Below are 22152 nucleotides of genomic sequence, written 5' to 3' on the forward strand. Positions count from 1 at the left end.
ACGCTTAGGCGTCTTCTTTGTAATGGGGTACGGCAGGCGCATCCGCAGACACGCCCATCGGCACAAAGTCGAAATCGTAACCAAAGGCACGCGGGCCGACGGAGGCGAGCGCGATCTCGCTGCGCAGCAGCACCGGTGCAGGCATGGACAACACGTCGATGCGCAGGCCGTAGCGCAGCTCTTCCGTGCCGATCGCCCGGCCGGTTTCCGAATCCACGATGCAGATCAGGTCCGGCACCATGGTGATGATCTCTTCGCCTTCGCGCGCGATCAGATATTCGTTCTGGATGTCGACGGTGAGTGTCCGGCCTGCGTCGGCATCCAGGCCCGCAACCGTGAGCTTGCCGCGGGTGAAGCCCGCCATGACGCGGCGGCTGATATCGGTCACCTTGCCGCGCATCAGCCGCACACCACCGGACTGCTTCAATATGGCCTCGACCGGGTCCTCCTTGGCCGCGCGCGCGTTCATGACGGCGTCTCCGAGGCTCCACGCCTGGCTGGTGGTGTGGGGCACGCCGAAACGGCGGACGAATTCACCGGACATCGGCGCAGTCGTCATCAGCGCGGTGCATCCCATGGCAATGGTGCTGGCGCGTAACAGCTTCTCCAGCATCTTCGGCGTCGTCGCGTCGGTGACGACGAGCACGTTGCCGTCGGCGTCGGCAAGGGCCGCCGGCTGCACCGCCTGGCCGTGGATGAAGAAGGTCGTCATTTGCACTTCGGGGAAGGCCCGGCCCATGCCGTCGGCATCGACGACAGGCAGATCGACCATCGCTGCCGTCAGCATCGGCGCAATGCCGTTGCCGCCACCGACCTCGTCACCGAGCACCGCATCGACCTTGCGGCCGAGATGCCGTTCGAGCGCGTTCAATAGCCGGACGCCCTCGCTGCCTTCCGGGATCTTTTCGATGCCCACCGTCGGGGCGCCGATGCCGCCGATACCCAGGATCTGCGCATCCGGTGCCATGTCGGCGGGGCGCACCATGCGAATGCGCTTGCCTTCGCGCAGGAGCGCCTTGGCGCGCAGAAGGCCATGGTAGGTGCTGCCGCCACCGCCGGTTCCGAGAATCCCGCAGCCGATGGCGATGCGATCGATATCCGCTTCGCTGAGCGTCCAGTACTTCATGCCCGCAACTCCCCTATCACTTTCGCGGCGACGCGAACGGCATTGCCGGGCAGGTACGCCAGCGGCGTTTCTTCGATTTCGGCAAGGGTGGTCGTCTCGGCGTCGGCGCCGGCCTCGACGGCGCGCGCCCGTGCCTCAGCGACGATGGATTCCAGTGCGCGTTCCCGGGTGGTGCCTTCCAGCGAAACCACGCTGTCCACCTCGCCGGAGACCTGGGCAATTGCCGCGCCGATGGCGTTGGCCGAGCCGAAATGATCCGGCTTCAGCGAAACGGAGGTTCCCTCCAGCAGGCCCTCGACCAGCACTGAGCCGCCGCCGACAAGAATGGCGGGGATCGGATCGGCGCTCGGCTTCATGCGGTCCAGCACCGTTTCGATGCTGGCTTTCATCTGCGCCAGCATCTGTTGGGCAAATTCCGGCGTGATGCGGCTGAGGCGGTCGCGCTCGCCAAGGTCGACATGGCCGGCAGCAACGGCGACGTCGGTGGCCGTCAGCGTGTCCCCGCCGAAGCAGAGAGCCTTTTCCGGCAAGCGAAATCCGACCGAATCCGGGCCGATCGTCGAAGACGAACCGGGGCGTATGATGCTGCCGCCGCCGAGCCCGAAAGAGTAGACGTCCGGAACACGGAAGTTAGTCGGCACGCCGCCGATCTCCGCGCCCTCGCTGCGGGTGCGCGGGAAACCGGCGACCAGCATGCCGATATCCGTGGTGGTGCCGCCGATGTCGATGACCGCTGCGTCGGATAGCCCGGTCAGGAAGGCCGCACCACGCATGGAGTTGGTCGGTCCGGACGCGATCGTGAAGACCGGATAGCGCTCGGCGAACTCGGCCGCCATCAGCGTGCCGTCGTTCTGCGTCAGGTAGAGCGGGCAGGTGAGGCCGAGCGCGGCAAATGCCGCGCGGAAGGCGCCGACCGTCTCGCGTCCGAGCGTATGGAGGCTCGCATTGAGGATGGTGGCATTTTCGCGGGGCAGGAGGCCGGTGCGACCGACGCGGTGCGACAGGCTGATTGCCACGCCGGGCATTTCCTCGGCAACGATTTCCGCCGCGTCGTTTTCCATTTTCGGATCGACCAGGGCAAAGACCGAGCAGATCGCGACGGCGGAGATGCCGCGCGCCCGCCAATCGCGGCATGCCGCGCGGATCGCCACGTCGTCGAGCGGGGCAATCTCAGAACCATCGTAATTGACGCCGCCGCCAACCAGAGCGGCACCCCCGTCGACGACGGGGCGAAGTGTATCCGGCCAGTCGATCATGGGTGGCAGGGAGCGCGTCGCCGCACCGCAAAGGCGCAGAATGCCCACCTTTTCAAGATGCCGACCCTCGACGATCGCATTGAGGAAGTGTGTGGTGCCGATCATTACCGCGTTGACCGCGCCGGCAGCAACGCCTGCTTCGGCCAGAACGGTGCGGATCGCCGCGCTGACGCCCGATGTCACGTCCGCGGTGGTAGAGGATTTCACCGTGGCCAGGACCTCGGCGCCGCGCAGCAGCGCCGCGTCCGTGTTGGTGCCGCCAACATCCACTCCGATACGAAGCATGGTCTATCCCTTTTTCTTGCCGCCGAGGTCCGTACCGCGGCTGATCGCGGTCGTCCTCGTGCCGAATACCTTGTAGAGGCGCAGCACGACCGAGCTCGTGACGCGCCTGATGCCAGGCAGTTTGCCCATTTCCTGATCGATGAATTCAAGCAATGCCGCGTGGTCGGCCACGAAGAGCGAAGCACTGAGGTTCGCCGTGCCGCTCGTGGCGGCGAGGTAGCCGATCTCGTCGTACTCTGCGAGCAGGATGGCGACGTCCTCCTGTTTGCCGGGCTCGACCTCGATCAGAAGTTCGACCTGGACATCGCGTCCGAGCGCGACCGGATCGGGAATAGCGCCGATGACGATCATCTTGGCCTGCAGCAGTCCGGCAATGCGGTTGCGGACTGTGCGCTCCGAGACGCTGCCGATCCGGCCGGCGATCTCGGCCGCCGAAAGGCGCCCGTCTTCGGAGAGATAACGGATAATCTCGCGGTCCAGATCATCGACGAGGTAGCGTTGGGTCATCACCGTTTCCATTTCGGCCTTGATAGGCAAAGTAAATTTCCGAAACGGAATTATGTCAAGAATATTTCAGTCGATACCGTCGAATCGTTTCAAAAATATCCCGATTTAGGCGGTATTCATGCAGAGTGTTACCGAATCGGCATCTGCAGTGGATCGCGGGCTTTGTCGGCGGCGACAATTTCAGCCAGCCTTGGCATCGCCTTTTTCCTGGAACGGGCGAGGGATCTGTCGAACCGCAGCTTCGAGCGCCGGCCCGAGCGCGGCGTCCGGTCTATTGGGACAGGCGACTGTTTGGCGCTTGATTGTCTGGCCGACGGTGCTACGGCGGTGCGACACCAGACAAATACACGGGCCGCTCGCCCCTGCTTTCGCTCCGCATCGTTGTAGTAGCGCGCCGCCTGCGTCACCGATTTTTGCAACGACTGCTGCATAGCTTCAGGCAGCGGTATGCCGCGATTGGCCGCCGCCTGAGGCGCATCGGGGCCTGTCTGTACTAGTACGGAAATGGCAATGCATAGCGCTCGCGAATGGTTTGTTCCTCGTAACGGTTACGATAAACACCGCGGTCCTGGAGGATCGGGACGACCTTCTTCACGAATTCTTCGATGTCATCAGGTGCCCGGGGCGGCTGAAGCGTGTAGCCGTCGACGGTGCCGTCCGCCCAAAGGTCGATAAGCGCATCGGCGACCTGTTCCGGCGTCCCGAGCAGCAGGCGGTGGTGCCCTTCCGAGCGGCGCACAGCCTGCCTGGCCGTCAACTTCTCATGTGTCAGCAGATCGGAGAGACCAAGGCCCATTCCGACCGCCTGAAGACGGTTGGGATCCGGAACGAAACGCTCGGCATCCAGAATGGCATCCGGATCGAAGCCGTTGGGATCAATACCGTTCTCCCTGACGAAGCGTGCGATCAGGCCGTCCTCCGAGCCCGCGCCGCTGAAGAGTTCGTGTTTTCGCAACGCCTCCTCTTTCGTCTCGCCAAGGATCACCACCACCCCGGGCACGATCTTAATGCCCTTCGGGTCGCGACCGATGGCTGCAGCGCGATCCCTGACCTTCTTGCCGAAGGCCTGGCCAGCAGGGCGGGAGAGGATGTTGCAATAAATGATCTCGCCATGGCGGGCGGCGAGCTCGATACCGCCTTCGGATGCGCCTGCCTGCGCGATCACCGGATGGCCTTGCGGGCCACGCGGCACGTTCAGCGGTCCCTTCACTGCGAAATGATCGCCTTCGTGGTCGATCGCATGCGCACTCGCCGCATCCCAGAACCGTTCGTCGGGCACATGGCCGTCGCGGGCGGGATCCCAGCTTGCCCAGAGTTTCTTGGCAACATCGAGAAATTCGGAAGCTTTGGCGTAGCGCTCGGCTCGTGGGGGCAGCGGCGCCGAGCCGAAGTTGGCTGCCACATTCGGATTGAAGGACGAGACGATGTTGATGATCAGCCGGCCACCGGCCACGATATCCGTCGACTGGGTGCGGCGGGCGAGATTATAGGGCGAATTGTATGTGGACGACATGGTTGCGACGAAGCCGATGTCGGGCACCTGTGCTGCAAGCGCCGTACAGAGGATGAGCGGGTCGATGGTATGGAATGGTCGGCTGTTCGGGTCGGTCATCAAGGCCGGATGATCGGAAAAGAACACGGCGTCGAACAGGCCTTTGCGGGCGAGTTCCGTCAGGCGTCTGTAGTATTGAGGGTCATAGATGTCGTGGCGGCTCCCGCTGCGATATTTCCAGGCGGCCGGCAGATAGCCTGTCGTGTTGATGCCGACATTGAGATTGAGCGTGCGGGGCATGCGAATTGAGGTCCTTCAATAGGCCGCGGTGAAGCGGCGGCGGATGAACTGTCCCTTGTCGAGTTCATCGAGAATGGCGACGGCGAAATCGGCTTCGGAAATCCGGCTTTCGCCCGTATCGTCTCGCAGAAGCGCATCCTCGCCGAGCCTGAAACGGCCGGTTCTTTCGCCGGCCTTGATCGAAAGAGGCGGGGATACATAGGTCCAGTCGAGATCGTGCTCGCCGCGTTTCAGACTGCGCAGGATCTCTCGGTTGCGCAGCGTGTGAGCCTTGTGGTCCGCCGGGTAGAAATCACTGTCGACCACGTCGACGCCGGGGCTTGCCTGGAGGCTTCCGACGCCGCCGACGATGATGATGCGGCGGACGCCGGCGCGCTTGACGCCTTCAAACAGGGAAGCATGTGCATTCTCGATGAGAACCGCGGCATCTTCCGCCGAATGGCGGCGCAGACCGGGACTATAGGCACTGATGACCGCATCGTGGCCGGCGGAGATCTTTGCCACTTCCTCCGGATCGGCAATGTCCGCCTTCAGTGCCGTGAGACGCTCGGCAGGCTCCAGGTTTGAAGAGCGCGTCACGGCTGTCACGCGGTGATTTCGCGAAAGAGCTTCCTTGCGGATGTTGCTGCCGATGTTTCCTGAGGCGCCGAAGACGACAATGGACATGATCGATTTTCCTGAGGCTAGAGGGCAGGTATCGCCTTGAGCGGTTGATTGGCGCCGACATTGCGCTGCATGGCGGAAAGCGACGACCGCACGGCCTCGTAGCCGTGTTCGCGCATGGCGTTTTCGTAGTCGTTTAAGGCCGCAAGCAGTGGCTTGCCGTGGCGCCTTGCGGCGACGAGTTCGCGTACGAGCAATCCGGAATCGTAGAGGGCGGTGTTGCCGCCAAGCGCGCGGAAATAGGTCATCGCGTGGATCGCGTCGCCGAGTAACGTCACCGGACCGCTTTGCCATATCGCGCCGGGTGTGGAGCTCTTGACCTTGAGGAAGGCGACCGTCGACGGGTCGCTGTGGCGAATGAGGTTCAGGATGCGCTCGTCCCAGTGATGGATACGGTGAAGCAGCGTTTCGATGAGGGCCGCGCCGTTGAGCCGTTCGAGCAGTTCGTCTGGCCCGAGTTCATCCGTGTCATAGGCCGTGTTCCACCAGGTGTAGCTGGTGGAGTTGTTGAAGTGGAAGCCAGGGATATCGGCATGGCCGGGATCTTCCCTGCCTATGAAATCGTGACGCGCATAGGCAGACGGATCCACCCGATGGCTGGTGATCATCAGACCACGACCGTCGCGCGGGCGGATGTTGGTATTGAACTCGGTCAGCAGCGGTGAAATGCCCTGTCGTTCCGCCTCGTCGATCGTGATCTTGCCGGCCAACCTGCGTACCCCAGTGTCGATGCTCTTGAGGTCAGGCAGGAGTTGGCGACGCACCGCCGATCCCGCCCCGTCGGCCCCGACCAGAAGATTGGCGTGTACGGCCGAGCCGTCGGAAAAATGCGCAAGCACGGTTCCGTCGGCAAGCTGCTCATAGCGTTCGAACCGGTTGCCTGTGTGAAAAAGGCCGTCGAGCCCGGACAGGAGGATCTGGCGCAGCGTGATGCGGCTGACCGATTTCTCGATATGCGTATCTTCGGGCTCGCCTGATCCCTGGCTTGTGTTCTCCAGCCGCCCGAACGCCTCGTCGAGGACAAGGTTTTCCGTCGGCGCAAGCCCGAGCGTATCAAGGAAGGCTTGAAAGAGGTGCGCCGGAAGGTTCGCCTGAAGCGCGTCGATGCCCCGTTGCCGGATCCGCATGCGGAAACCCTGCACATAGTCCGACCGGACCTGGTCGCGCTCGAAGACGGCGGTGTCGATGCCGTTCTTCTTGAGGCCTTGCGCCAGGGCGAGCCCACCCGGTCCCCCACCGATGATGGCGACGTCGATGAAGGGTATGGTCATGGCTGGTACTCGGGGACTGCGGTTTCGGCGGTCACTTGTTCGAGGATGAAGTCGGCGACGGTACGGGGCGAACGGCCAAGCAGCGTTGGAACGACGTCGGTCGTCCTTGCTGCGCGGCCGGAAGCGATCAATCTTACGAATTGCGCAACGGCGCGATGTTCGAAGTCACCCTCTTTTGGAACCGTCTGGGGCGGCTTCTCGAGGGCAGCAACCGGCCGTTTCAATGCAGCCGTCAGCAGAGCGGCGACCTGCCGGAACGACACCACGTCCGGGCCGGTGAGGTTGAGCGTGCGCCCCCGAATGCGATCGGCCAGAAGTTGGTGCACTGCGACATCGGCAATATCGCGCGCGTCGATGTAACCGATGCCGGCGTCGAGGTTGGCTGCGACGACCTGACTGTTCGCGATCGCGTTCCGGATGGTGTTGGCGAGCGAGACCTGCATCCAGGCATTGGGACGAAGCGAAACAGCCTCGGTCGGAAGGCCATTCAAGTGCCGTTCCACGGCAGCGTGCGCTTCACCGGAGATAGAATTCCCTGGCGGCTCGATCGTCCAGTCGGAGCCCGAGATCTTGACGATGCGGGCAACATTTGCGGCGACGGCAGCATCGGCGACGGCGACCTGGTCCGTGACGAGCCTCGTGCTGATGGGGGATAACAGAAGAAGGCGTCCGACGCCTCGAACGGCGGTGTCGAGCGCGGCGCGGTCGCCAAAATCACCTGCGGCAATCTGCAGAGTTTCACCGAACAGGGCACGTGCCGTCTCCGGCCGTCGGGTAAAGACGCGAACCGGTTGTCCGCGTGCGAGAAGTCGTTCGACAACGAGGCGCCCAAGCTTGCCGGTGGCGCCGGTAACGAGGATCGGCCTCTCACTCATGCGGCGGCCCGCTGCAAGGCGGCCTCTAGCGGTCGGCGATCAATCCAACTGAAGACATTGAAATCGGCCGGAATGAACTGCCAATCGAGAAGGAAGCGCTTGAAGTGGTCGAACGCGGCAATCTGGTTTTCGTCCAACGCCAGACCGAGATGACGGTGGACGTCCGCGCCGTTCGCTGCCCAGACGGCGTCCTCGCCGACGCCGATCTCGTTGGCGATGAACCGAACTGCTGTGTCCGGGTTCGAGGCCGCCCAATCACCAACACTGGCGACGGTCGACACAAGATCGACGACGAGGTCGAAATGCTGGTCAAGAAAGCGGGCGTCGACTGTCAGCGGCCTTGGCGTGCCATTGTTGATGCGGATCTTTGGATCCGGATGGAAACCGAATTCCGCCACCACAACTGCACCGATCTGATTGGCGAGCACGATGCCTTCTGCACCTTTGACGAAGAAAGCGTCAATCTTGCCCGAGGCCAGGGCCAAGAGTTCCTCGCCATAGGGATATCGGCGCTTCAGGCCCAGGAAGGCGGCGTTGCCCCGTTCGATGAGGTTGCCCTCGTTGGTGTCGAGATAGACGAGTTCGACATCACCGTGATCAAGGCCGTCGAGCGAAAGCGCCGAGACGATGCCTTTCAAGGCGGTGGCCCGCTGGAAGTCGACGACGTCGGAACTGGGCTTGCGTGGTACACCGATGCGGCGGCCTTTCAAGTCCTTCGCGACAGCGATCCCGGAACCTGGAAGCGCGATAATCGCCTGGAACTCGTCTGTCGTGGTGATGCCGACAACGCGTGTGGCGCGGCCGCCGGACCGCGCCCAGATCGGCGGAATGTTGCCGCCCTGTCGGAACGAGTAATCGAGCGCATGGGTAAAATGGCTCTGGCGGACCGACGGATCCTTGCTGTCGCGGATCGAGCGGACGGCAACGCCGGCGTTCTCAAACTGTCTGTCGATCCAGCCGAGCTGATGGGCGATCGACAATGGTGTCGGGGCGGGGCAGCGCGTGTACCAGACGGAAGAGAGGGAAGACATCAGGGAACTCCTAGCGGCCGCCGACGACGGCAAGACGGGGTTGCTGGGGAGGTCGAACGGGGACCGGCTCGAGCGCAACCGCAGGTGTTGCGGCATGCCGGCTGAACGCCGCCTTGGCAAGCATCGTCCGGATCAAGTTGTTTTGCGGCGCGTGCGCTTTGCCGGAAAGCGCATCGCGATGATGGCGTTCCAAGGGATTGTCGCGACTGATGCCGGGGTTACCGCCCAGTTCGAGCGCAAGGGTCGTCACGGTGATCGCGTTGGCGATGACCGTGTGTTTGACCGCGGCGGCATCGGCGCCGAAGGGGCGCCCCGCATCGAAATCCTCGGCGATCGAGCGCAGGAGCCGGCGGTTGACCGTCAGCAAGACCTCGATCTCGCCAAGGCCATCCTGGATGCGGGGAACGGTGGAGAGCGGTGCGCCGAGGCTTGCCGGTGCGCGCGAGGTCGTAAACTCGATCAGCCAGTCGCGTGCCCCGCGGGCTGCACCGTCGTAAATCGCCGGCACGAGGCTGAAGTACCAGGCGCCCATGCGCTCGTCACGTTTCAGGCCTTCGCTCGCCGGCGCGATGTCGAGAACATCGGCGAGCGGGATCGCGACGTCGTCGAGGATCAGGTCGTCGCTGTTGGTTGCTCGCATGCCCGTTGCGTTCCAGGTTTTTTCGACGCGGATGCCATCGGCCGATGTCGGAACGAGGAATGAGCCCAGCCTCGGCTCAGGCTCGTCAGTAACCGCAAGCACAGCCACCCAGCGCAAGAGCGGGATGCCGGTGGCGTAGGTCTTGTGGCCCGTAATGCGCCACTGATCGCCAACGCGGCGGGCAATCGTCTCGGGCAAGGAACCATGCGATGGCGAACCGACGCGCGGCTCCACCTGTGCCGCATTGATGAGCGCGACACCCTCGCGATTGGCGCGGGTGACACGCTCGACAAGGTGGGGCGGCCACTTGCCTGAGGTTCGCACCGAAAAGTGCTGATTGTAGTGCATTGAAAGAACGAGAGCGGTCGATGGCTCTCCGCGCGCGATTGCCGAGACGGCCGCCAGCGCTTCCGTCAGTCCACCGCCGAGGCCCCCGTGTTCGAGCGCTGTGACCAGGCCAAGCAGCCCCGCCTCGTGCAGCGCGTCGAAATTGGCGAAGGGGAATTCGCCGGTTTCATCATAGTGGCGTGCTGTCAGAGCGAAGCGTTTTCCGAGTTCTTCGGCCTTGGCAATCACCGGTTCGAAACGTGTGTCGGTCATCGGTTTTACTCGTTCAGGCGACAGCGCGCGCGTCGAGTTCCGCCCAGGGGCGCTGGTCCACCCATTGGTCGATGTCGAAGTTGCTCGCGAGGAACCCCCATTCATGCAGGAAGTCCTTGTAGTGTCCGATTGCCGCGACGAGTTCCGGTTGGAGGCCGATGCCGAGATGTTTGTGGAGATCCGGGCCGTTAGCCGCAGCCACGACCTCTTCTGAGGCGCCGACTTCGCGGGCAACAAAGCGACGCACCTCGTCGGGGTGCTCTTCGGCCCATGAGCCGGCCTGCTTCAAGGTCGAGATCAGCTTGGCGACGAGATCGGGGCGATCTTCAGCGAGCCTTTCGTCGACGGTCAGCACCCGAGGGGAGCCGGAATTGATGCGGATCTTCGGGTCCGGGTGGAAACCGAATTCCGCGACCGTGTGAGCCGCAAAGAGATTGGCGACGGCAATACCGGGCGTGCCTTTGACATAAATCGCGTCCACCTCACCGCGCAGCAGTGCGGCCGCTTCCGGCCCGTAGGCCTGCCGGTTTCTGAGGCCGTGGAGCTGCGGGCCCTCCCTGCCATCAAGAACACTTTCGGAAAGCGGGATATCGACGATCTCGACATCGGAGGGCGTGAGCCCTTCGAGAGACAGAGCGGAAACCAGGCCCTTCAGCGCCGTTGCTGCCATGAAGTCGACGATACCGGGTGGTCGGCGCGCAATGCCGAAGCGCCGGCCGACAAGATCGCGCGTCGTTTTGATCCCGGTCTCGGGCAACGTGATGATGGCCTGGAATTCGTCGGTCCAGGTGATGCCGACGAGCCGCGTCGGGTTGCCTTCCGAGCGGGCGCGGATCGGCGGGACGTTGCCGCCATGGCGAAACGAATAATCGAGATGGTGATCGAAGTGGCTGGATCGGACGGAGCGGTCCTTGCTGTCGATGATCGAGTTGAGCGCAATGCCCTCCGCGGCAAACGCCTTGTCGAGCAGGCCGAGCTGGGTGGCGAGCCCCACGGGTGTCGGGACCGGGCAGCGCGTGTACCAGATTTGCGAGATGGCATTTTTTGTCACGAGGTTCTCCGCTGTCTTCGATGGGGTGTGCCGGGAAGCGTTTTTCGTTGGAGTGGCTCTTCCTAGTCGGCCATTGCTATTGGCTGTACTGATTTCGGATTGGATTTCCCAGACTGGCGCCGTTCACGACATATTGTAGGAATGACGTTCCTGCTAATGGTCACTCTCAGGGTGAAATTACTAAAACAGATTTGACAAAGCCTATGTAATTAGTCAACTATAAAAATCATCCGCGGCGACAAGGTCAGGCCGAGGTGAAGGTTCGCTGTTGGCGGACAGCCAAACGGAGAGGCGACATCGATGCCGGTGCTGATCAGAATTGCGCGAACGCTTCGACGAACGCTTCTGCAGGCAGTTCCAACGATCCTTGGAATTGTGATCCTGAACTTTTTCCTTTTGCAGCTGGCTCCCGGCGACGCGGCCGATGTGCTTGCCGGCGAGGCGGGTTCGGCGACCGAAGAAAGCGTTGCGGCACTGAGAGCCCGCTTCGGCCTGGATAGTCCGGTGCTCGAGCAATTGGCCACCTATCTCGGCAACCTCGCGCAATTCAGCCTTGGATTTTCCCCGCGCTACGGCATGCCGGTCGCCGACCTGATTGCGCAGCGCCTGCCCGGAACATTGACGCTGATGGCGGTGGCACTCGTCATCGCGATCGCCCTCGGTGTCATCCTCGGATCGCTGATGGCGACGTTTGCGGGGCGGATCCCCGATCGGCTTTTGTCGATCTTCTCGCTGCTCTTCTATTCGATCCCGAGTTTCTGGATCGGCCTGATGCTGATCGTGCTCTTCTCGGTCAAGCTCGGCTGGTTGCCGACCGGGGGTGCAGGCACGATCGGATCCCAGCTGAAAGGGTTCCCGGCGCTCTTCGACAAGGCCCGCTACATGGTGCTCCCGGCAACGTCGCTCGCGCTTTTCTACGTCGCGATCTATGCGCGGCTGACGCGCGCCGCCATGCTCGAAGTCAAAAACCAGGACTTTGTCCGCACCGCCTTTGCCAAAGGGCTGACGCCTTATGGCGTCACCGCGAGGCATATCTTGCGAAACGCGCTGATCCCGATCACGACCATGGCCGGCATGCACATCGGCGGCATGCTCGGCGGCGCCGTGGTGGTGGAAACCGTCTACAGCTGGCCGGGCCTTGGCAGGCTCGCCTTCGAGGCGGTCATGGGCCGGGATTTCACCGTGCTCCTCGGCATCCTGCTTCTGTCCTCACTTCTCGTCATCATTGCCAATGCCACGGTGGACCTTGTCCACGCCTGGCTCGACCCTCGAATTGGAGCGCGCTGATGTCCGCCACCGACTTCGGAGCTTTCCCAGCGGTTACGGGCGGCGCCTATGCCGCTCCTGCCACGAGCGAGCAGGCTACCGCGCCGGAGCGCCCGTCCTGGTCCAACGTAAAGGCGCCCGATGCGCGCTCCCAGCAGAGCACTGCGGTCGCCATTACCAATGGGCGAAGGGCCCTCAAGGTCTTTCTGGCCAACCCCAATGCCCTGTTCGGAACGGCCTTCCTTGCGCTTGTGATCGCCGTCGCGCTGCTGGCTCCAGTGCTTTATCCCGACGACCCGCTGTCGATGGTCGGAAAACCGTTCCTGTGGCCGGGCCAGGATCCGGCTTTCCCGCTCGGCACGGACGCGCTCGGCCGCGACGTGCTCGCTGGCATCCTGCATGGCTCGCGCATTTCCCTGTTCGTGGGGCTGATGGCAACAGCGCTCGGTCTCACCTTCGGCGTGATCGTCGGCGCGATCGCCGGTTACTTCGGCGGCTGGATCGACGATCTCCTGGTGCGGCTGATCGAGATCTTCCAGACCTTGCCGAGCTTCGTGCTGCTCGTCGTTCTGGTCGCGATCGTCCAACCCTCGGCATCAACGGTGACGCTTGCGATCGCGGTCATTTCCTGGCCGACGGTGGCAAGGCTGACCAGGGCCGAGTTTCGTGCGATCCGAGAGAAGGATTTCGTCATGGCCGCCCGCAGTCTCGGCTTTGGCCATGGACGGATCATCTTCCGCGAGATCCTGCCCAACGCGCTGCCGCCGATTATCGTGACGTCATCGGTCATGGTCGCCACCGCAATCCTGATGGAATCCGCACTTTCCTTCATGGGGCTCGGCGACCCCAATGTCGTGAGCTGGGGCTCGATGATCGGTACCGGTCGCGAACTGGTCCGGACCGCCTGGTACCTGACGGCCCTTCCGGGCCTCGCCATCGTCTTTACGGTGCTTGCGCTCAATCTCATCGGCGACGGGCTGAACGATGCCCTTAACCCCCGTTTCACTGGGGATCGCTGACGATGGCGCCGCTGCTCCAGGTCGAAGACCTCACCATCGGCTTTCCGCGTGCCGAGCCAGTCAGAAATCTCTCGTTCGAGGTGGGGGCGGGGGAGACGCTGGCGATCGTCGGCGAGTCCGGTTCGGGCAAATCGTTGACCGCGCTCGCGCTAATGCAGTTGCTGCCGCGCGCAGCACGGGTGACCAGCGGCCGCATCGTCTTTGACGACCGCGATCTTCTGGGGCTCGATGCGCGTGAGATGCGGCAGCTGCGCGGGCGCGACATCGCCATGATCTTTCAGGAGCCGATGACGAGCCTCAATCCGGTCATGTCGATCGGCCGGCAGATCGGCGAAGTGCTGAAGGTGCACGAGAAGCTTTCAGGTCGAGCGGCGCGGGAACGCGCGATCGAACTTTTGAAGCTCGTGCGTATTCCTGCCGCCGAAAAGCGGGTCGACGATTATCCGCATCAGTTGTCGGGCGGTATGCGCCAGCGGGTGATGATTGCCATGGCGGTTGCGTGCCGGCCAAAGTTGCTGATCGCCGACGAACCGACGACGGCGCTCGACGTGACGATCCAGGCGCAGGTGCTCGACCTGCTCGACACGCTCAGGCGCGAGCTTCAGATGGCTGTGGTGTTGATCACCCACGACCTCGGCGTCGTCGCGCAATGGGCCGACAAGGTCGTCGTCATGTATGCCGGCCGCAAGGTCGAGCAGGCCTTGCCCGGAGATCTCTTCAACGATCCGCTGCATCCCTATACGCGCGGGCTGCTTTCGGCCTCGCCACGGCTAAAGAACGACCTTCACTATCTGAGCGGCCGCTTGACCGAGATCCCCGGGTCGATCGTCTCGGCGGCCGGCGAGGCCGGCTGTCCCTTCAGGCCGCGCTGTCGCCAGGCGCGTGCGAGCTGCGGCCATCAGGTGCCGCCGCTGATTGCTCAGACGCCGGAGAGGCTCGTTGCCTGCCCGTTCACTTCGTCCCTCAAGGCCGTGCCCGATGCCGCTCATCTCAGCCTCTGATCTGAAGACACACTACAAGACGCGCGACGGCCTCTTACGCTCCGTCGATGGCGTCGATCTCGTGGTCGAGCGCGGTGAAACCGTCGGGCTTGTCGGCGAAAGCGGCTGTGGCAAGTCGACGCTTGGCAAGACGCTTTTGCGCCTGGTCGATCCGACCGAGGGGCGGATCGAATTCAAGGGCGAAGACATCACGAGACTTGACCAGGGTCGCCTCAGGAACGTGCGCAAGTCGATCCAGATGATCTTTCAGGATCCCTTCGCGTCGCTCAATCCGCGCCACACGATCGGTGAAATCCTGGAGGCGCCTCTGATCGTGCACAAGGCCGGCAGCCGAGCGGAGCGGCGTGACACCGTTGCCGGCATCATCTCCAAGGTCGGGCTGCCCGCCGATGCCATCAATCGCTATCCGCACGAATTCTCGGGCGGCCAGCGGCAAAGGATCGGCATTGCCCGCGCGCTGCTGCTCAACCCGGACCTGATCGTTTGCGACGAGCCCGTATCGGCGCTCGACCTGTCGATCCAGGCGCAGATCCTGAACCTTTTGGTGGAGATGAAGAAGGAGTTCGGTCTTTCCTATCTTTTCATCAGCCATGACCTGTCTGTGGTGCGTTATTTCTGCGACCGGGTTTTGGTCATGTATCTCGGCCGGATCGTGGAAAGCGCCGACAATGAGACGCTCTGGTCGGACCCGCGCCATCCCTACACGCGCGCTTTGATGGCCGCGGTTCCCGATCCCTCGCGGCCGCGGCAGGCGGCTCCCCTTGGCGGCGATCTGCCGAGCCCGAGCGACATTCCGTCGGGCTGTCGGTTCCACACCCGCTGCCCGCTGGCGACGGACCTCTGCCGCGTCACCGAACCCGAATTCCGCACCATCAAACCGGGCCATCAGGTGGCCTGTCATGTCGCGGACCAGATCAACTGAAATGGAGAACTTGAATGGTTGAGTATCGCTATCTTGGGCGCAGCGCCCTCAAAGTGTCGCCGCTGACGCTCGGATCCATGATGTTCGGCAACCAGACGCCTGACGACGTTGCCTTCCGCATCATCGACAAGGCGCGCGAGCAGGGCATCAACTTCATCGACACGGCCGACGTCTACCACGACGGCAAGTCGGAAGAGGTGGTCGGGCGCGGCATCAAGGCCAACCGCGACCATTGGGTGGTGGCAACGAAGTTCGTCAATTCGCGTGCGAAGGGGCCGAACCTCGGGGGCTATTCGCGCAAATGGGTCTATCAGACTGTCGAAAACTCGCTGCGCAATCTCGGCACGGACTACATCGACATCCTCTACTTTCATCGCGCCGTCTTCGATGCGCCGCTCGAAGAGCCGGTGCGGGCGATCGCCGACCTGATCAAGGCCGGCAAGCTGCGCTATTTCGGGGTCTCAAACTTCCGGGGATGGCGCATTGCGGAAGTCGCCCATCTCGCCGACCAGCTCGGCATCGATCGGCCGATCGCAAGCCAGCCCCTCTATAACATCGTCAACCGCACCGCCGAGGCCGAGCAGCTGCCGGCGGCTGCAGCCTATGGACTGGGTGCTGTGTCCTACAGCCCGCTCGCCCGCGGCGTTCTGACGGGCAAGTACAATCCCGGCGAAGCGCCAGCTGCCGATACCCGCGCCGGACGCGGCGACAAGCGCATGCATGACGTGGAGTTTCGCGAAGAATCGGTGGCGATCGCCAAGGAGATTGCCGCACACGCGAAGGCCAAGGGAATTGCTGCCGCCGATTTCGCGCTCGCCTGGGTGCTGAACAACCGGCTGATCACCTCGACCATCGCAGGGCCCCGCACGGAAGAGCATTGGGATGGCTATATCCGCGCGCTGGACGTCAAGCTCGATGCGGAAGACGAGGCGCTGGTTGATCGCCTGGTCGCGCCCGGTCATCCGTCGACACCGGGCTTCACGGATCCGGGCCACCCGCTCGAAGGCCGTGAGCCGCGGTCCGGCGCGGGCGAAGCCGAGATCATCCCGCTCGCCCGCTCGCAGCGCGTCGCTTGAGAGGGTCCTGGCTGGGTACCTCCCGACCAGTGCCATCCTGTTGCAAAGAGCCCCGGATCATCGATCCGGGGCTTCGTTTTGCGCGTGACTATTCCGCAGCTACGGCCTGCTGGTGCCTGAGGCCGAGAAGGCGCCGGGCGTTGCCGCCAGCAACGAGACGTGCCTCCTGATCGCTTAGCCCGGCTTGCTCCAAGCTCTGCCGCAACGCGTCCGCATCGAGCGCAGGAAGAATTGGCCAGTCCGTGCCGGCAAGCACGCGGTCTGCGCCGAAAAAGCCTGTCAGCGTGCGTACGATGTCCGGATCATGCCCCATCGTGTCGAAGTAGATATTGGGCCGTCGCCCCGCTTCCCTGGCAGAGCGAGCATAGATGCCGGCGCGTGCCGCCTGGACAATTGCGCCCAGACCGAGCGTTGCAAAGACCAGATGCAGGTCTGGCAGTTCCTCGAGCAGCGGAGACTGGATGACCGACAGGAAGGCGACGCCGTTCATCAATCCACGCCCGAGCGAGTTGCCGAGATTGCCGGCGCCGTCGATCAGAACGCCGGCGTCCGGGTGGGCAACGGGATGCACGAAAACCGGAACCCTGTGGCGCGCCGCAACTTCGAGCGTGGGGCGGACGGCGGGATCGGCGATGAACTTGCTGGCGCGTGAACTGTCAATCACCAGTCCTGAAAGACCGAGCTCGACGATTGCCCGCTCGGCTTCGCGGGCCGCTTCGTCGCCGGCAAAGGCATCGACGACGGCAAATCCGGTGAGGGTAGAATGCTCGCGCGAAAGCGTCGCCAGCCAGTCGTTGGCCTCCCGGACGGCTTCAAGCGGTATGCTTGCCTCCAATCCGAAGAGGCTTTCGATCGTCGCCGTGACCACAGCGAGCGATACGCCGCTTTGTTCAAGTTCGTCGACCAGCGCCTGAGGCGTCGTGATTTTTCGATGTATCTCCGGCGAAAATGCGCCAGCGGGCTTTTCGTATTTGCCTCCGGGACGCCAGGCTGGCGGCCAGAGATGGGCATGGATGTCGACGATATCGAGCGGAGCGGTCATTCGGCGGCGACCTTTCTCGCTTCGCGTTCAGCAATGCCAGCTTTCACCAACGGCACGACATCACGCCCATAGGTGACGGTATCTTCTGTCGGGTAGAAGCCACGAACGAGGAAGTTGGAAACGCCCGCGTCGTAATAGTCGAGGATGGCGTCGGCGACCTGTTCGGGTGTCCCGACAAGAGCTGTCGAATTTCCGCCGGCGCCACTCGCTTCTGCGACTTCGGTCCAGAGCCGCTTGTCCAGCACCTTGCCGCGGCTGGCGGCCTGCCGCAGGCGAACAGAACCGACGTTAGATGGCAGCTTCTCGCCGTTGCCGCCGGCCGAGCGCGCGACCTGTGACTTGACCTTCTCGAGGATATCGGCCGCCTTTGCCCAGGCGGCGTCTTCGGTCTCAGCCACGACGGTGCGAAAGGCGAGGGTGAAGCGGATATCGTCTGCCGCGCGACCATTGGCAATCGCCGCTGTGCGTACCTTGCCGATGGTTTCCCGTGCGCCGTCGAGCGGTTCGCCCCAGAGCGCATAGATATCGGCGTGCTTACCGGCAACGGCGATCGCCGCATCGGACGAACCGCCGAAGGAAATCGGGATACGGGGCTTCTGGAACGGCTTTACCTGGCTATAGGCGCCCTTGAACCTGTAGAAGCGCCCCTCGTGATCGAAGGGCTGATCGCTCTCCCAGACTTTCCTCAGCACCTGCAGATACTCGTCGGTGCGGGCATAGCGGGTGTCGTGATCCTCGAAGTCGCCGTCGCGAGCCTGGTCCGTGTCGGATCCGCCGGTGATGATATGCACCCACAAGCGGCCCTCGGAGAACTGATCGAGGGTGGCAAGCTGGCGCGCGCCGAGTGTCGGGGCCATCAGGCCGGGCCGGTGGGCAAGCAGCGCCCCGATCCGGTCGGTCTGGCTGAAGACATAGGCGGCGATCTGGTTGTTGTCGGGCCATTGCGCGAACTGGCCGATCAGCAGACGATCGATGCCGGCGGCCTCCGCGGCCTGCACGTGATTGCGAATATAGGTCTTGTCGATGACCGGACCGGAGGCCGGCACGATGTCGGACCCTTCCCTGTTGGACGTATGGCCGATGAATTCGGGACGCATGGAGAACTCCTTCAGAATGCTGGGCGCGCAGATCGCAATAATCTATTTATCATATGTATTTTGTCGATTGCTTTTTGCCCGCCGATCTTGGGATGGATTGTCGTGCGATGGGCCCTTCGGGAACTTTTCCTCCACCAAGGCGGCTTTTACAGACACTCATCCTGTCTGCGTGCACATCGCCGGTCCGGCAAAGGCTTCGGCGTGAGTAGCTTTTTTCAGAAAAGCCCTGGACTTTAGAATTACACTATCTCGATAAATATAGTAGATTTTATAAAGTCTGGCTAACGCCCTGACAGGGGTGCTGGAGAAATCGGCGTTGCCTGTGCTTCGCCTGCTAGGGGATACTCAGATGACAGCAAGACACAACGGGACTTTCAAGCCGACGCGGCGCGCGTTCCTCCTTTCCTCCGTTGCGCTGGCGAGCGCGATTGCCGTTCCAATGCTGCCGGTGCCCTCGCTCGCGGCAGACGAGCCGCCGCGCGGCGGCAGCGTATCGATCAACATCGGCACCGAACCGCCAGTTCTCGTCCTTATCGCCCATAGCGCCGGCGCTGCCTACTACATCAGCGGCAAGGCGACCGAGAGCCTGCTCACCTATGACAAGGACTTCAATCCTCAGCCGCTGCTCGCCACCGAGTGGACGGTCAGCGAAGACGGCCTGCGCTACTGGTTCAAGCTGCGCCAGGGTGTCCGTTGGCACGACGGCAAGGATTTCACGGCCGAAGACGTCGCCTTTTCGATCCTGGCGCTTAAGGAAAACCACCCACGTGGCCGGGCGACCTTTGCCCATGTGAAGGAGGCCAATATTCTCAATTCGCATGAGGTCGAATTGATCCTTGCCAAGCCGGCTCCTTACCTTTTGACCGCCTTTGCAAGCTTCGAGGCGCCAATCGTCCCGAAGCACCTCTATGAAGGCACAAAGATTGCGGAAAACCCGCACAACGTCGCGCCTGTCGGCACCGGCCCCTACAAGTTCGTCGAATGGGTGCGCGGAAGCCATGCGCTTTTCGTGCGCAACGAGGACTATTGGGGTTCGCCCAAGCCCTACCTTGATCAGATCATCTTCCGCTTCATCATCGATCCGGCGGCAGCCGTCGCTGCGATCGAGACCGGCGAGGTGCAGGTCTCGACGGCCAACCTGCCGCTCACCGACATCGACCGGCTGAAGGCCAACCCGAACCTCGTCGTCGATACCGATCCGGCGCCCTATTCGCCGAGCATCGCCCGCGCCGAGTTCAATCTCGAAAACAAGTATCTTGCCGACATCAAGGTGCGCCATGCGATCGCGCACGCGGTCGACAAGGACTTCATCGTCAATACCGTCTACCTCGGCTATGCAACGCGGCTCGACGGGCCTGTCAGCCCGGATCTCGCGAAGTTCTACACTCCGGACCTTCCCAAATACGAGTTCGACCCGGCCAAGGCCGAAAAGCTCCTCGACGAGGCAGGTTATGCGCGGGGCGCCGACGGTTTCCGCTTCAAGCTGTTCATCGATCCGACCCAGCCTTCCGGTCCTCCCAAGCAGACCGCGGAATACATCGCCCAGGCCCTTGCCAAAGTGGGCATCAAGGTAGAGCTGCGAACCCAGGACTTTGCGACTTTCGTCAAGCGCGTCTTCACCGATCGCGACTTCGATATCGCGATTGAAGGCATGAGTAACCTCTACGACCCGACCGTCGGTGTTCAGCGGCTCTACTGGTCGAAGAACTTCAAGCCGGGCGTGCCCTTCACCAACGGCTCCAAGTATTCGAACCCGGACGTCGATCGACTGCTCGAAACGGCCGCCGTCGAGATCGATCCGAAGAAGCGCCTGCAGCTCTTCAACGAGTTCCAGAAACTGGTGGTTCAGGATCTGCCGACGCTCGACATCGTCACCCCGGCTGTCATCACCGTCTACGACAAGCGGGTAAAGAACCTGAAGCTCGGCGTCGAGCATCTCTGGAGCAATGGGGCAGGCATCTATCTCGACGGGCAATCGTAAATGATCTCGACGACGTAGTCGTCGAAGGCGCGAGTGCAGCCGGAGCGGACCCTGGCTGCACTCTCTTTTTCTTCAGTGTCGGAGTTGACGTGTGACGATAACCAAGGTGCTGACCGTTTCCCGCCCAACACGCGCGCAGCTTCTCGCGCGCATTCCCGGCTTCGTGGCCGAAGTCGCCAAGGGCGCGTCCGAACGAGACCTCTCGCGTCAACTTCCCTTCGAAGCCTTCAAGCTTTTCCGCGAGCTGGAACTTGGAACCCTGCGCATCCCGGCGGTGCTCGGCGGGCCGGGCGGTTCTGTTGCCGATTACATCGAGATGATCGCGGCGATCGGTGCTGCCGATTCCAACGTCGCCCACGCGCTCCGGTCTCATTTCAACTATGTCGAAAACGTTATCCTCAGCGAGCCTCGTGAGCGGGATGCCGGTGCAGTCGAGCTTATTCTGAGCGGCAAGCTTTTTGGCGGCGCCCATACAGAGCAAGGCACGGCTCGCCCCGGCCAGGTGACGACGACGATCGCCAGAAAGGGCGACACCTACAGGCTCAACGGCCGCAAATGGTATGCCACGGGAACAGCCTTTGCCGACTTCGCTTCGTTCAGCGCGCTGGACGAGGAGGGGCAGGCCGTTGGTGTTCTCCTGCCGGTCGACCGGCAGGGCATTACCATTCTTGACGATTGGGATGGCATGGGGCAGCGCCTGACCGCCAGCGGCGGCGTCATCCTCGACAATGTCGAGGTGTTTCCGCACGAATTGGCCCGGCGCGCCCTCGACAATCTCGTCGGTCGCCACTGCTCGACGCTGCGCCAGTTGCATCTGGCGGCAAGTGCTGCCGGCGCGGTGCGAAACGTCCTTTCGGACGGCCTTGCCTATGTTCGCAGCCAAGCGCGATCTGCCGCCCACAGCAGCGCCGAAACGGCCAATCAGGATCCGTTCGTGCAGCAGGTGATCGGCGAAATCGCCGCCAATTCCTTCGCGATCGACACGGCGGTTGCCGCCGCCGCGGTTGCGCTCGACCGGACGGTTGCCGCCTTGGGCAGTAGCAACGATGCCGCGATCGAGGACGCCTTGATCGAGAGCGCGCTGACGACAGCGCGAGCGCAGCTTGTCCTTGGCCAGCTCGGCTTGCGAAGCGCTGAGCGCATGTTCGAGCTCGGCGGCGGCTCGGCGACTTCGCGCGGCAACAACTTCGATCGGCACTGGCGCAACATCCGCACCGTTCTCAACCACAACCCGCTCCTGCATAAGTCGCGTGTGCTGGGCGACTACCTGCTGAACGGCACGACCACGCATCTGAGGGAAGGAAGGGTGTTTTGACTGCACACACCTGTCTGGCAGCGCCTGCGGTCTGGTCGGCTTGCTGACGGTCGCTTCGGCGCTCAACTGAGCCGATGGTTGGAAGCTCTATCGTCGCAAAGTCCCAGGCGTGAGGAGAAAAAACTACGCGCGGCGGTAAGCTTGGAAAGGGCGCTCTAGAATGAAGGTGAAATCTATCGATTATATGTGCTAATATACACCTTTCGCACAGGAGGTGGCATGAAAGAGACCGCGTCCGCTGAGAGAACGGATCACTGAGATGCAGGTGATGATTGAGGGACAGCCACGCTTCCGGCCTTTCGGCTTATCCTGTTGGGGTTTTGGAGATCTCAACAC

General features: G+C 62.7%; 19 protein-coding genes and 1 pseudogene. 7 read left to right on the top strand and 13 right to left on the bottom strand.

The features are described 5' to 3' along the window. Positions 1-4: 4 nt before the first annotated feature. The 11 genes and pseudogenes from IB262_RS33525 to IB262_RS33570 form a co-directional block, all read right to left on the bottom strand. A complete protein-coding gene (locus tag IB262_RS33525; protein ID WP_060604921.1) occupies positions 5-1126 on the bottom strand; it encodes a DUF917 domain-containing protein in 1122 nt (373 codons plus the stop codon). Next, complete coding sequence (locus tag IB262_RS33530; protein WP_060521264.1) at positions 1123-2667, bottom strand: hydantoinase/oxoprolinase family protein; 1545 nt, start codon at positions 2665-2667, stop codon at positions 1123-1125. The genes IB262_RS33525 and IB262_RS33530 overlap by 4 nt, the downstream gene beginning before the upstream one ends. 3 nt (positions 2668-2670) lie before the next feature. Next, positions 2671-3174, bottom strand: coding sequence for an Lrp/AsnC family transcriptional regulator (locus IB262_RS33535; protein WP_162251910.1), 504 nt, complete (start codon positions 3172-3174; stop codon positions 2671-2673). A 338-nt stretch (positions 3175-3512) separates the two neighbouring features. Then, positions 3513-3638: pseudogene (locus tag IB262_RS36240) on the bottom strand (integrase); the annotation flags it as partial. Positions 3639-3667: 29 nt separating this feature from the next. Next, positions 3668-4966 (bottom strand): NtaA/DmoA family FMN-dependent monooxygenase, encoded by a 1299-nt coding sequence (locus tag IB262_RS33540; RefSeq protein ID WP_060521262.1) that lies wholly within the window; start codon positions 4964-4966, stop codon positions 3668-3670. Between the two features lie 15 nt (positions 4967-4981). Next, positions 4982-5632, bottom strand: a complete 651-nt coding sequence (locus IB262_RS33545; RefSeq protein ID WP_034791565.1) for an NAD(P)-dependent oxidoreductase — start codon at positions 5630-5632, stop codon at positions 4982-4984. Positions 5633-5649: 17 nt separating this feature from the next. After that, positions 5650-6900 (bottom strand): NAD(P)/FAD-dependent oxidoreductase, encoded by a 1251-nt coding sequence (locus tag IB262_RS33550; protein ID WP_192494469.1) that lies wholly within the window; start codon positions 6898-6900, stop codon positions 5650-5652. Continuing rightward, entirely contained in the window at positions 6897-7775 is an 879-nt protein-coding gene (locus IB262_RS33555) for an NmrA family NAD(P)-binding protein (RefSeq protein ID WP_060521260.1), read from the bottom strand. The genes IB262_RS33550 and IB262_RS33555 overlap by 4 nt, the downstream gene beginning before the upstream one ends. Beyond that, complete coding sequence (locus tag IB262_RS33560) at positions 7772-8806, bottom strand: ABC transporter substrate-binding protein (protein ID WP_060521259.1); 1035 nt, start codon at positions 8804-8806, stop codon at positions 7772-7774. The genes IB262_RS33555 and IB262_RS33560 overlap by 4 nt, the downstream gene beginning before the upstream one ends. A 10-nt stretch (positions 8807-8816) precedes the next feature. Continuing rightward, positions 8817-10046, bottom strand: a complete 1230-nt coding sequence (locus IB262_RS33565) for an acyl-CoA dehydrogenase family protein (RefSeq protein WP_060521258.1) — start codon at positions 10044-10046, stop codon at positions 8817-8819. A gap of 13 nt (positions 10047-10059) precedes the next feature. Then, positions 10060-11097 carry an ABC transporter substrate-binding protein gene (locus IB262_RS33570; protein ID WP_060521257.1) on the bottom strand — a complete coding sequence of 346 codons (1038 nt, stop codon included), beginning with the start codon at positions 11095-11097 and terminating at the stop codon, positions 10060-10062. Positions 11098-11397: 300 nt separating this feature from the next. Here IB262_RS33570 and IB262_RS33575 point away from each other — a divergent pair, with 300 nt between their 5' ends. The 5 genes from IB262_RS33575 to IB262_RS33595 are packed head-to-tail and all read left to right on the top strand — an operon-like array spanning position 11398 to position 16381. Further along, entirely contained in the window at positions 11398-12384 is a 987-nt protein-coding gene (locus IB262_RS33575; protein ID WP_060521256.1) for an ABC transporter permease, read from the top strand. Continuing rightward, entirely contained in the window at positions 12384-13382 is a 999-nt protein-coding gene (locus tag IB262_RS33580; protein WP_060521255.1) for an ABC transporter permease, read from the top strand. Before IB262_RS33575 ends, IB262_RS33580 begins: the two co-directional genes overlap by 1 nt. 2 nt (positions 13383-13384) lie before the next feature. Then, positions 13385-14383 (top strand): ABC transporter ATP-binding protein, encoded by a 999-nt coding sequence (locus IB262_RS33585; RefSeq protein ID WP_060521254.1) that lies wholly within the window; start codon positions 13385-13387, stop codon positions 14381-14383. Then, complete coding sequence (locus IB262_RS33590; RefSeq protein ID WP_192494470.1) at positions 14361-15305, top strand: oligopeptide/dipeptide ABC transporter ATP-binding protein; 945 nt, start codon at positions 14361-14363, stop codon at positions 15303-15305. Before IB262_RS33585 ends, IB262_RS33590 begins: the two co-directional genes overlap by 23 nt. A gap of 14 nt (positions 15306-15319) precedes the next feature. After that, positions 15320-16381 (top strand): aldo/keto reductase, encoded by a 1062-nt coding sequence (locus IB262_RS33595; protein ID WP_034791585.1) that lies wholly within the window; start codon positions 15320-15322, stop codon positions 16379-16381. Positions 16382-16469: 88 nt separating this feature from the next. On the opposite strand, the gene IB262_RS33600 is transcribed toward IB262_RS33595, so the two are convergent. Together IB262_RS33600 and IB262_RS33605 are read right to left on the bottom strand one after the other, a co-directional pair. Further along, positions 16470-17423: an amidohydrolase family protein gene (locus tag IB262_RS33600; RefSeq protein ID WP_060521252.1), complete on the bottom strand. Its 954-nt coding sequence runs from the start codon at positions 17421-17423 to the stop codon at positions 16470-16472. After that, positions 17420-18520, bottom strand: a complete 1101-nt coding sequence (locus IB262_RS33605; RefSeq protein WP_060521251.1) for an LLM class flavin-dependent oxidoreductase — start codon at positions 18518-18520, stop codon at positions 17420-17422. The genes IB262_RS33600 and IB262_RS33605 overlap by 4 nt, the downstream gene beginning before the upstream one ends. Positions 18521-18869: 349 nt before the next feature. Between IB262_RS33605 and IB262_RS33610 the strand changes: the two genes are divergently transcribed. Both IB262_RS33610 and IB262_RS33615 read left to right on the top strand, forming a co-directional pair. Next, entirely contained in the window at positions 18870-20501 is a 1632-nt protein-coding gene (locus IB262_RS33610) for an ABC transporter substrate-binding protein (protein WP_034791602.1), read from the top strand. A 91-nt stretch (positions 20502-20592) separates the two neighbouring features. Continuing rightward, the gene (locus tag IB262_RS33615) at positions 20593-21816 is read left to right on the top strand and encodes an acyl-CoA dehydrogenase family protein (protein WP_060521250.1); all 1224 of its coding nucleotides are present in this window, start codon (positions 20593-20595) and stop codon (positions 21814-21816) included. Positions 21817-22152 lie beyond the last annotated feature (336 nt).

The sequence above is a fragment of the Ensifer sp. ENS02 genome (assembly GCF_014851885.1).
Classification (GTDB): domain Bacteria; phylum Pseudomonadota; class Alphaproteobacteria; order Rhizobiales; family Rhizobiaceae; genus Ensifer; species Ensifer adhaerens.

What these genes read in the sequence shown, in the direction of transcription:
- IB262_RS33525 (WP_060604921.1), bottom strand. Translation starts at nt 1,126, where the DNA reads ATGAAGTACTGGACGCTCAGCGAAGCGGATATCGATCGCATCGCCATC.
- IB262_RS33530 (WP_060521264.1), bottom strand. Translation starts at nt 2,667, where the DNA reads ATGCTTCGTATCGGAGTGGATGTTGGCGGCACCAACACGGACGCGGCG.
- IB262_RS33535 (WP_162251910.1), bottom strand. Translation starts at nt 3,174, where the DNA reads ATGACCCAACGCTACCTCGTCGATGATCTGGACCGCGAGATTATCCGT.
- IB262_RS33540 (WP_060521262.1), bottom strand. Translation starts at nt 4,966, where the DNA reads ATGCCCCGCACGCTCAATCTCAATGTCGGCATCAACACGACAGGCTAT.
- IB262_RS33545 (WP_034791565.1), bottom strand. Translation starts at nt 5,632, where the DNA reads ATGTCCATTGTCGTCTTCGGCGCCTCAGGAAACATCGGCAGCAACATC.
- IB262_RS33550 (WP_192494469.1), bottom strand. Translation starts at nt 6,900, where the DNA reads ATGACCATACCCTTCATCGACGTCGCCATCATCGGTGGGGGACCGGGT.
- IB262_RS33555 (WP_060521260.1), bottom strand. Translation starts at nt 7,775, where the DNA reads ATGAGTGAGAGGCCGATCCTCGTTACCGGCGCCACCGGCAAGCTTGGG.
- IB262_RS33560 (WP_060521259.1), bottom strand. Translation starts at nt 8,806, where the DNA reads ATGTCTTCCCTCTCTTCCGTCTGGTACACGCGCTGCCCCGCCCCGACA.
- IB262_RS33565 (WP_060521258.1), bottom strand. Translation starts at nt 10,046, where the DNA reads ATGACCGACACACGTTTCGAACCGGTGATTGCCAAGGCCGAAGAACTC.
- IB262_RS33575 (WP_060521256.1), top strand. Translation starts at nt 11,398, where the DNA reads ATGCCGGTGCTGATCAGAATTGCGCGAACGCTTCGACGAACGCTTCTG.
- IB262_RS33580 (WP_060521255.1), top strand. Translation starts at nt 12,384, where the DNA reads ATGTCCGCCACCGACTTCGGAGCTTTCCCAGCGGTTACGGGCGGCGCC.
- IB262_RS33585 (WP_060521254.1), top strand. Translation starts at nt 13,385, where the DNA reads ATGGCGCCGCTGCTCCAGGTCGAAGACCTCACCATCGGCTTTCCGCGT.
- IB262_RS33590 (WP_192494470.1), top strand. Translation starts at nt 14,361, where the DNA reads ATGCCGCTCATCTCAGCCTCTGATCTGAAGACACACTACAAGACGCGC.
- IB262_RS33595 (WP_034791585.1), top strand. Translation starts at nt 15,320, where the DNA reads ATGGTTGAGTATCGCTATCTTGGGCGCAGCGCCCTCAAAGTGTCGCCG.
- IB262_RS33600 (WP_060521252.1), bottom strand. Translation starts at nt 17,423, where the DNA reads ATGACCGCTCCGCTCGATATCGTCGACATCCATGCCCATCTCTGGCCG.
- IB262_RS33605 (WP_060521251.1), bottom strand. Translation starts at nt 18,520, where the DNA reads ATGCGTCCCGAATTCATCGGCCATACGTCCAACAGGGAAGGGTCCGAC.
- IB262_RS33610 (WP_034791602.1), top strand. Translation starts at nt 18,870, where the DNA reads ATGACAGCAAGACACAACGGGACTTTCAAGCCGACGCGGCGCGCGTTC.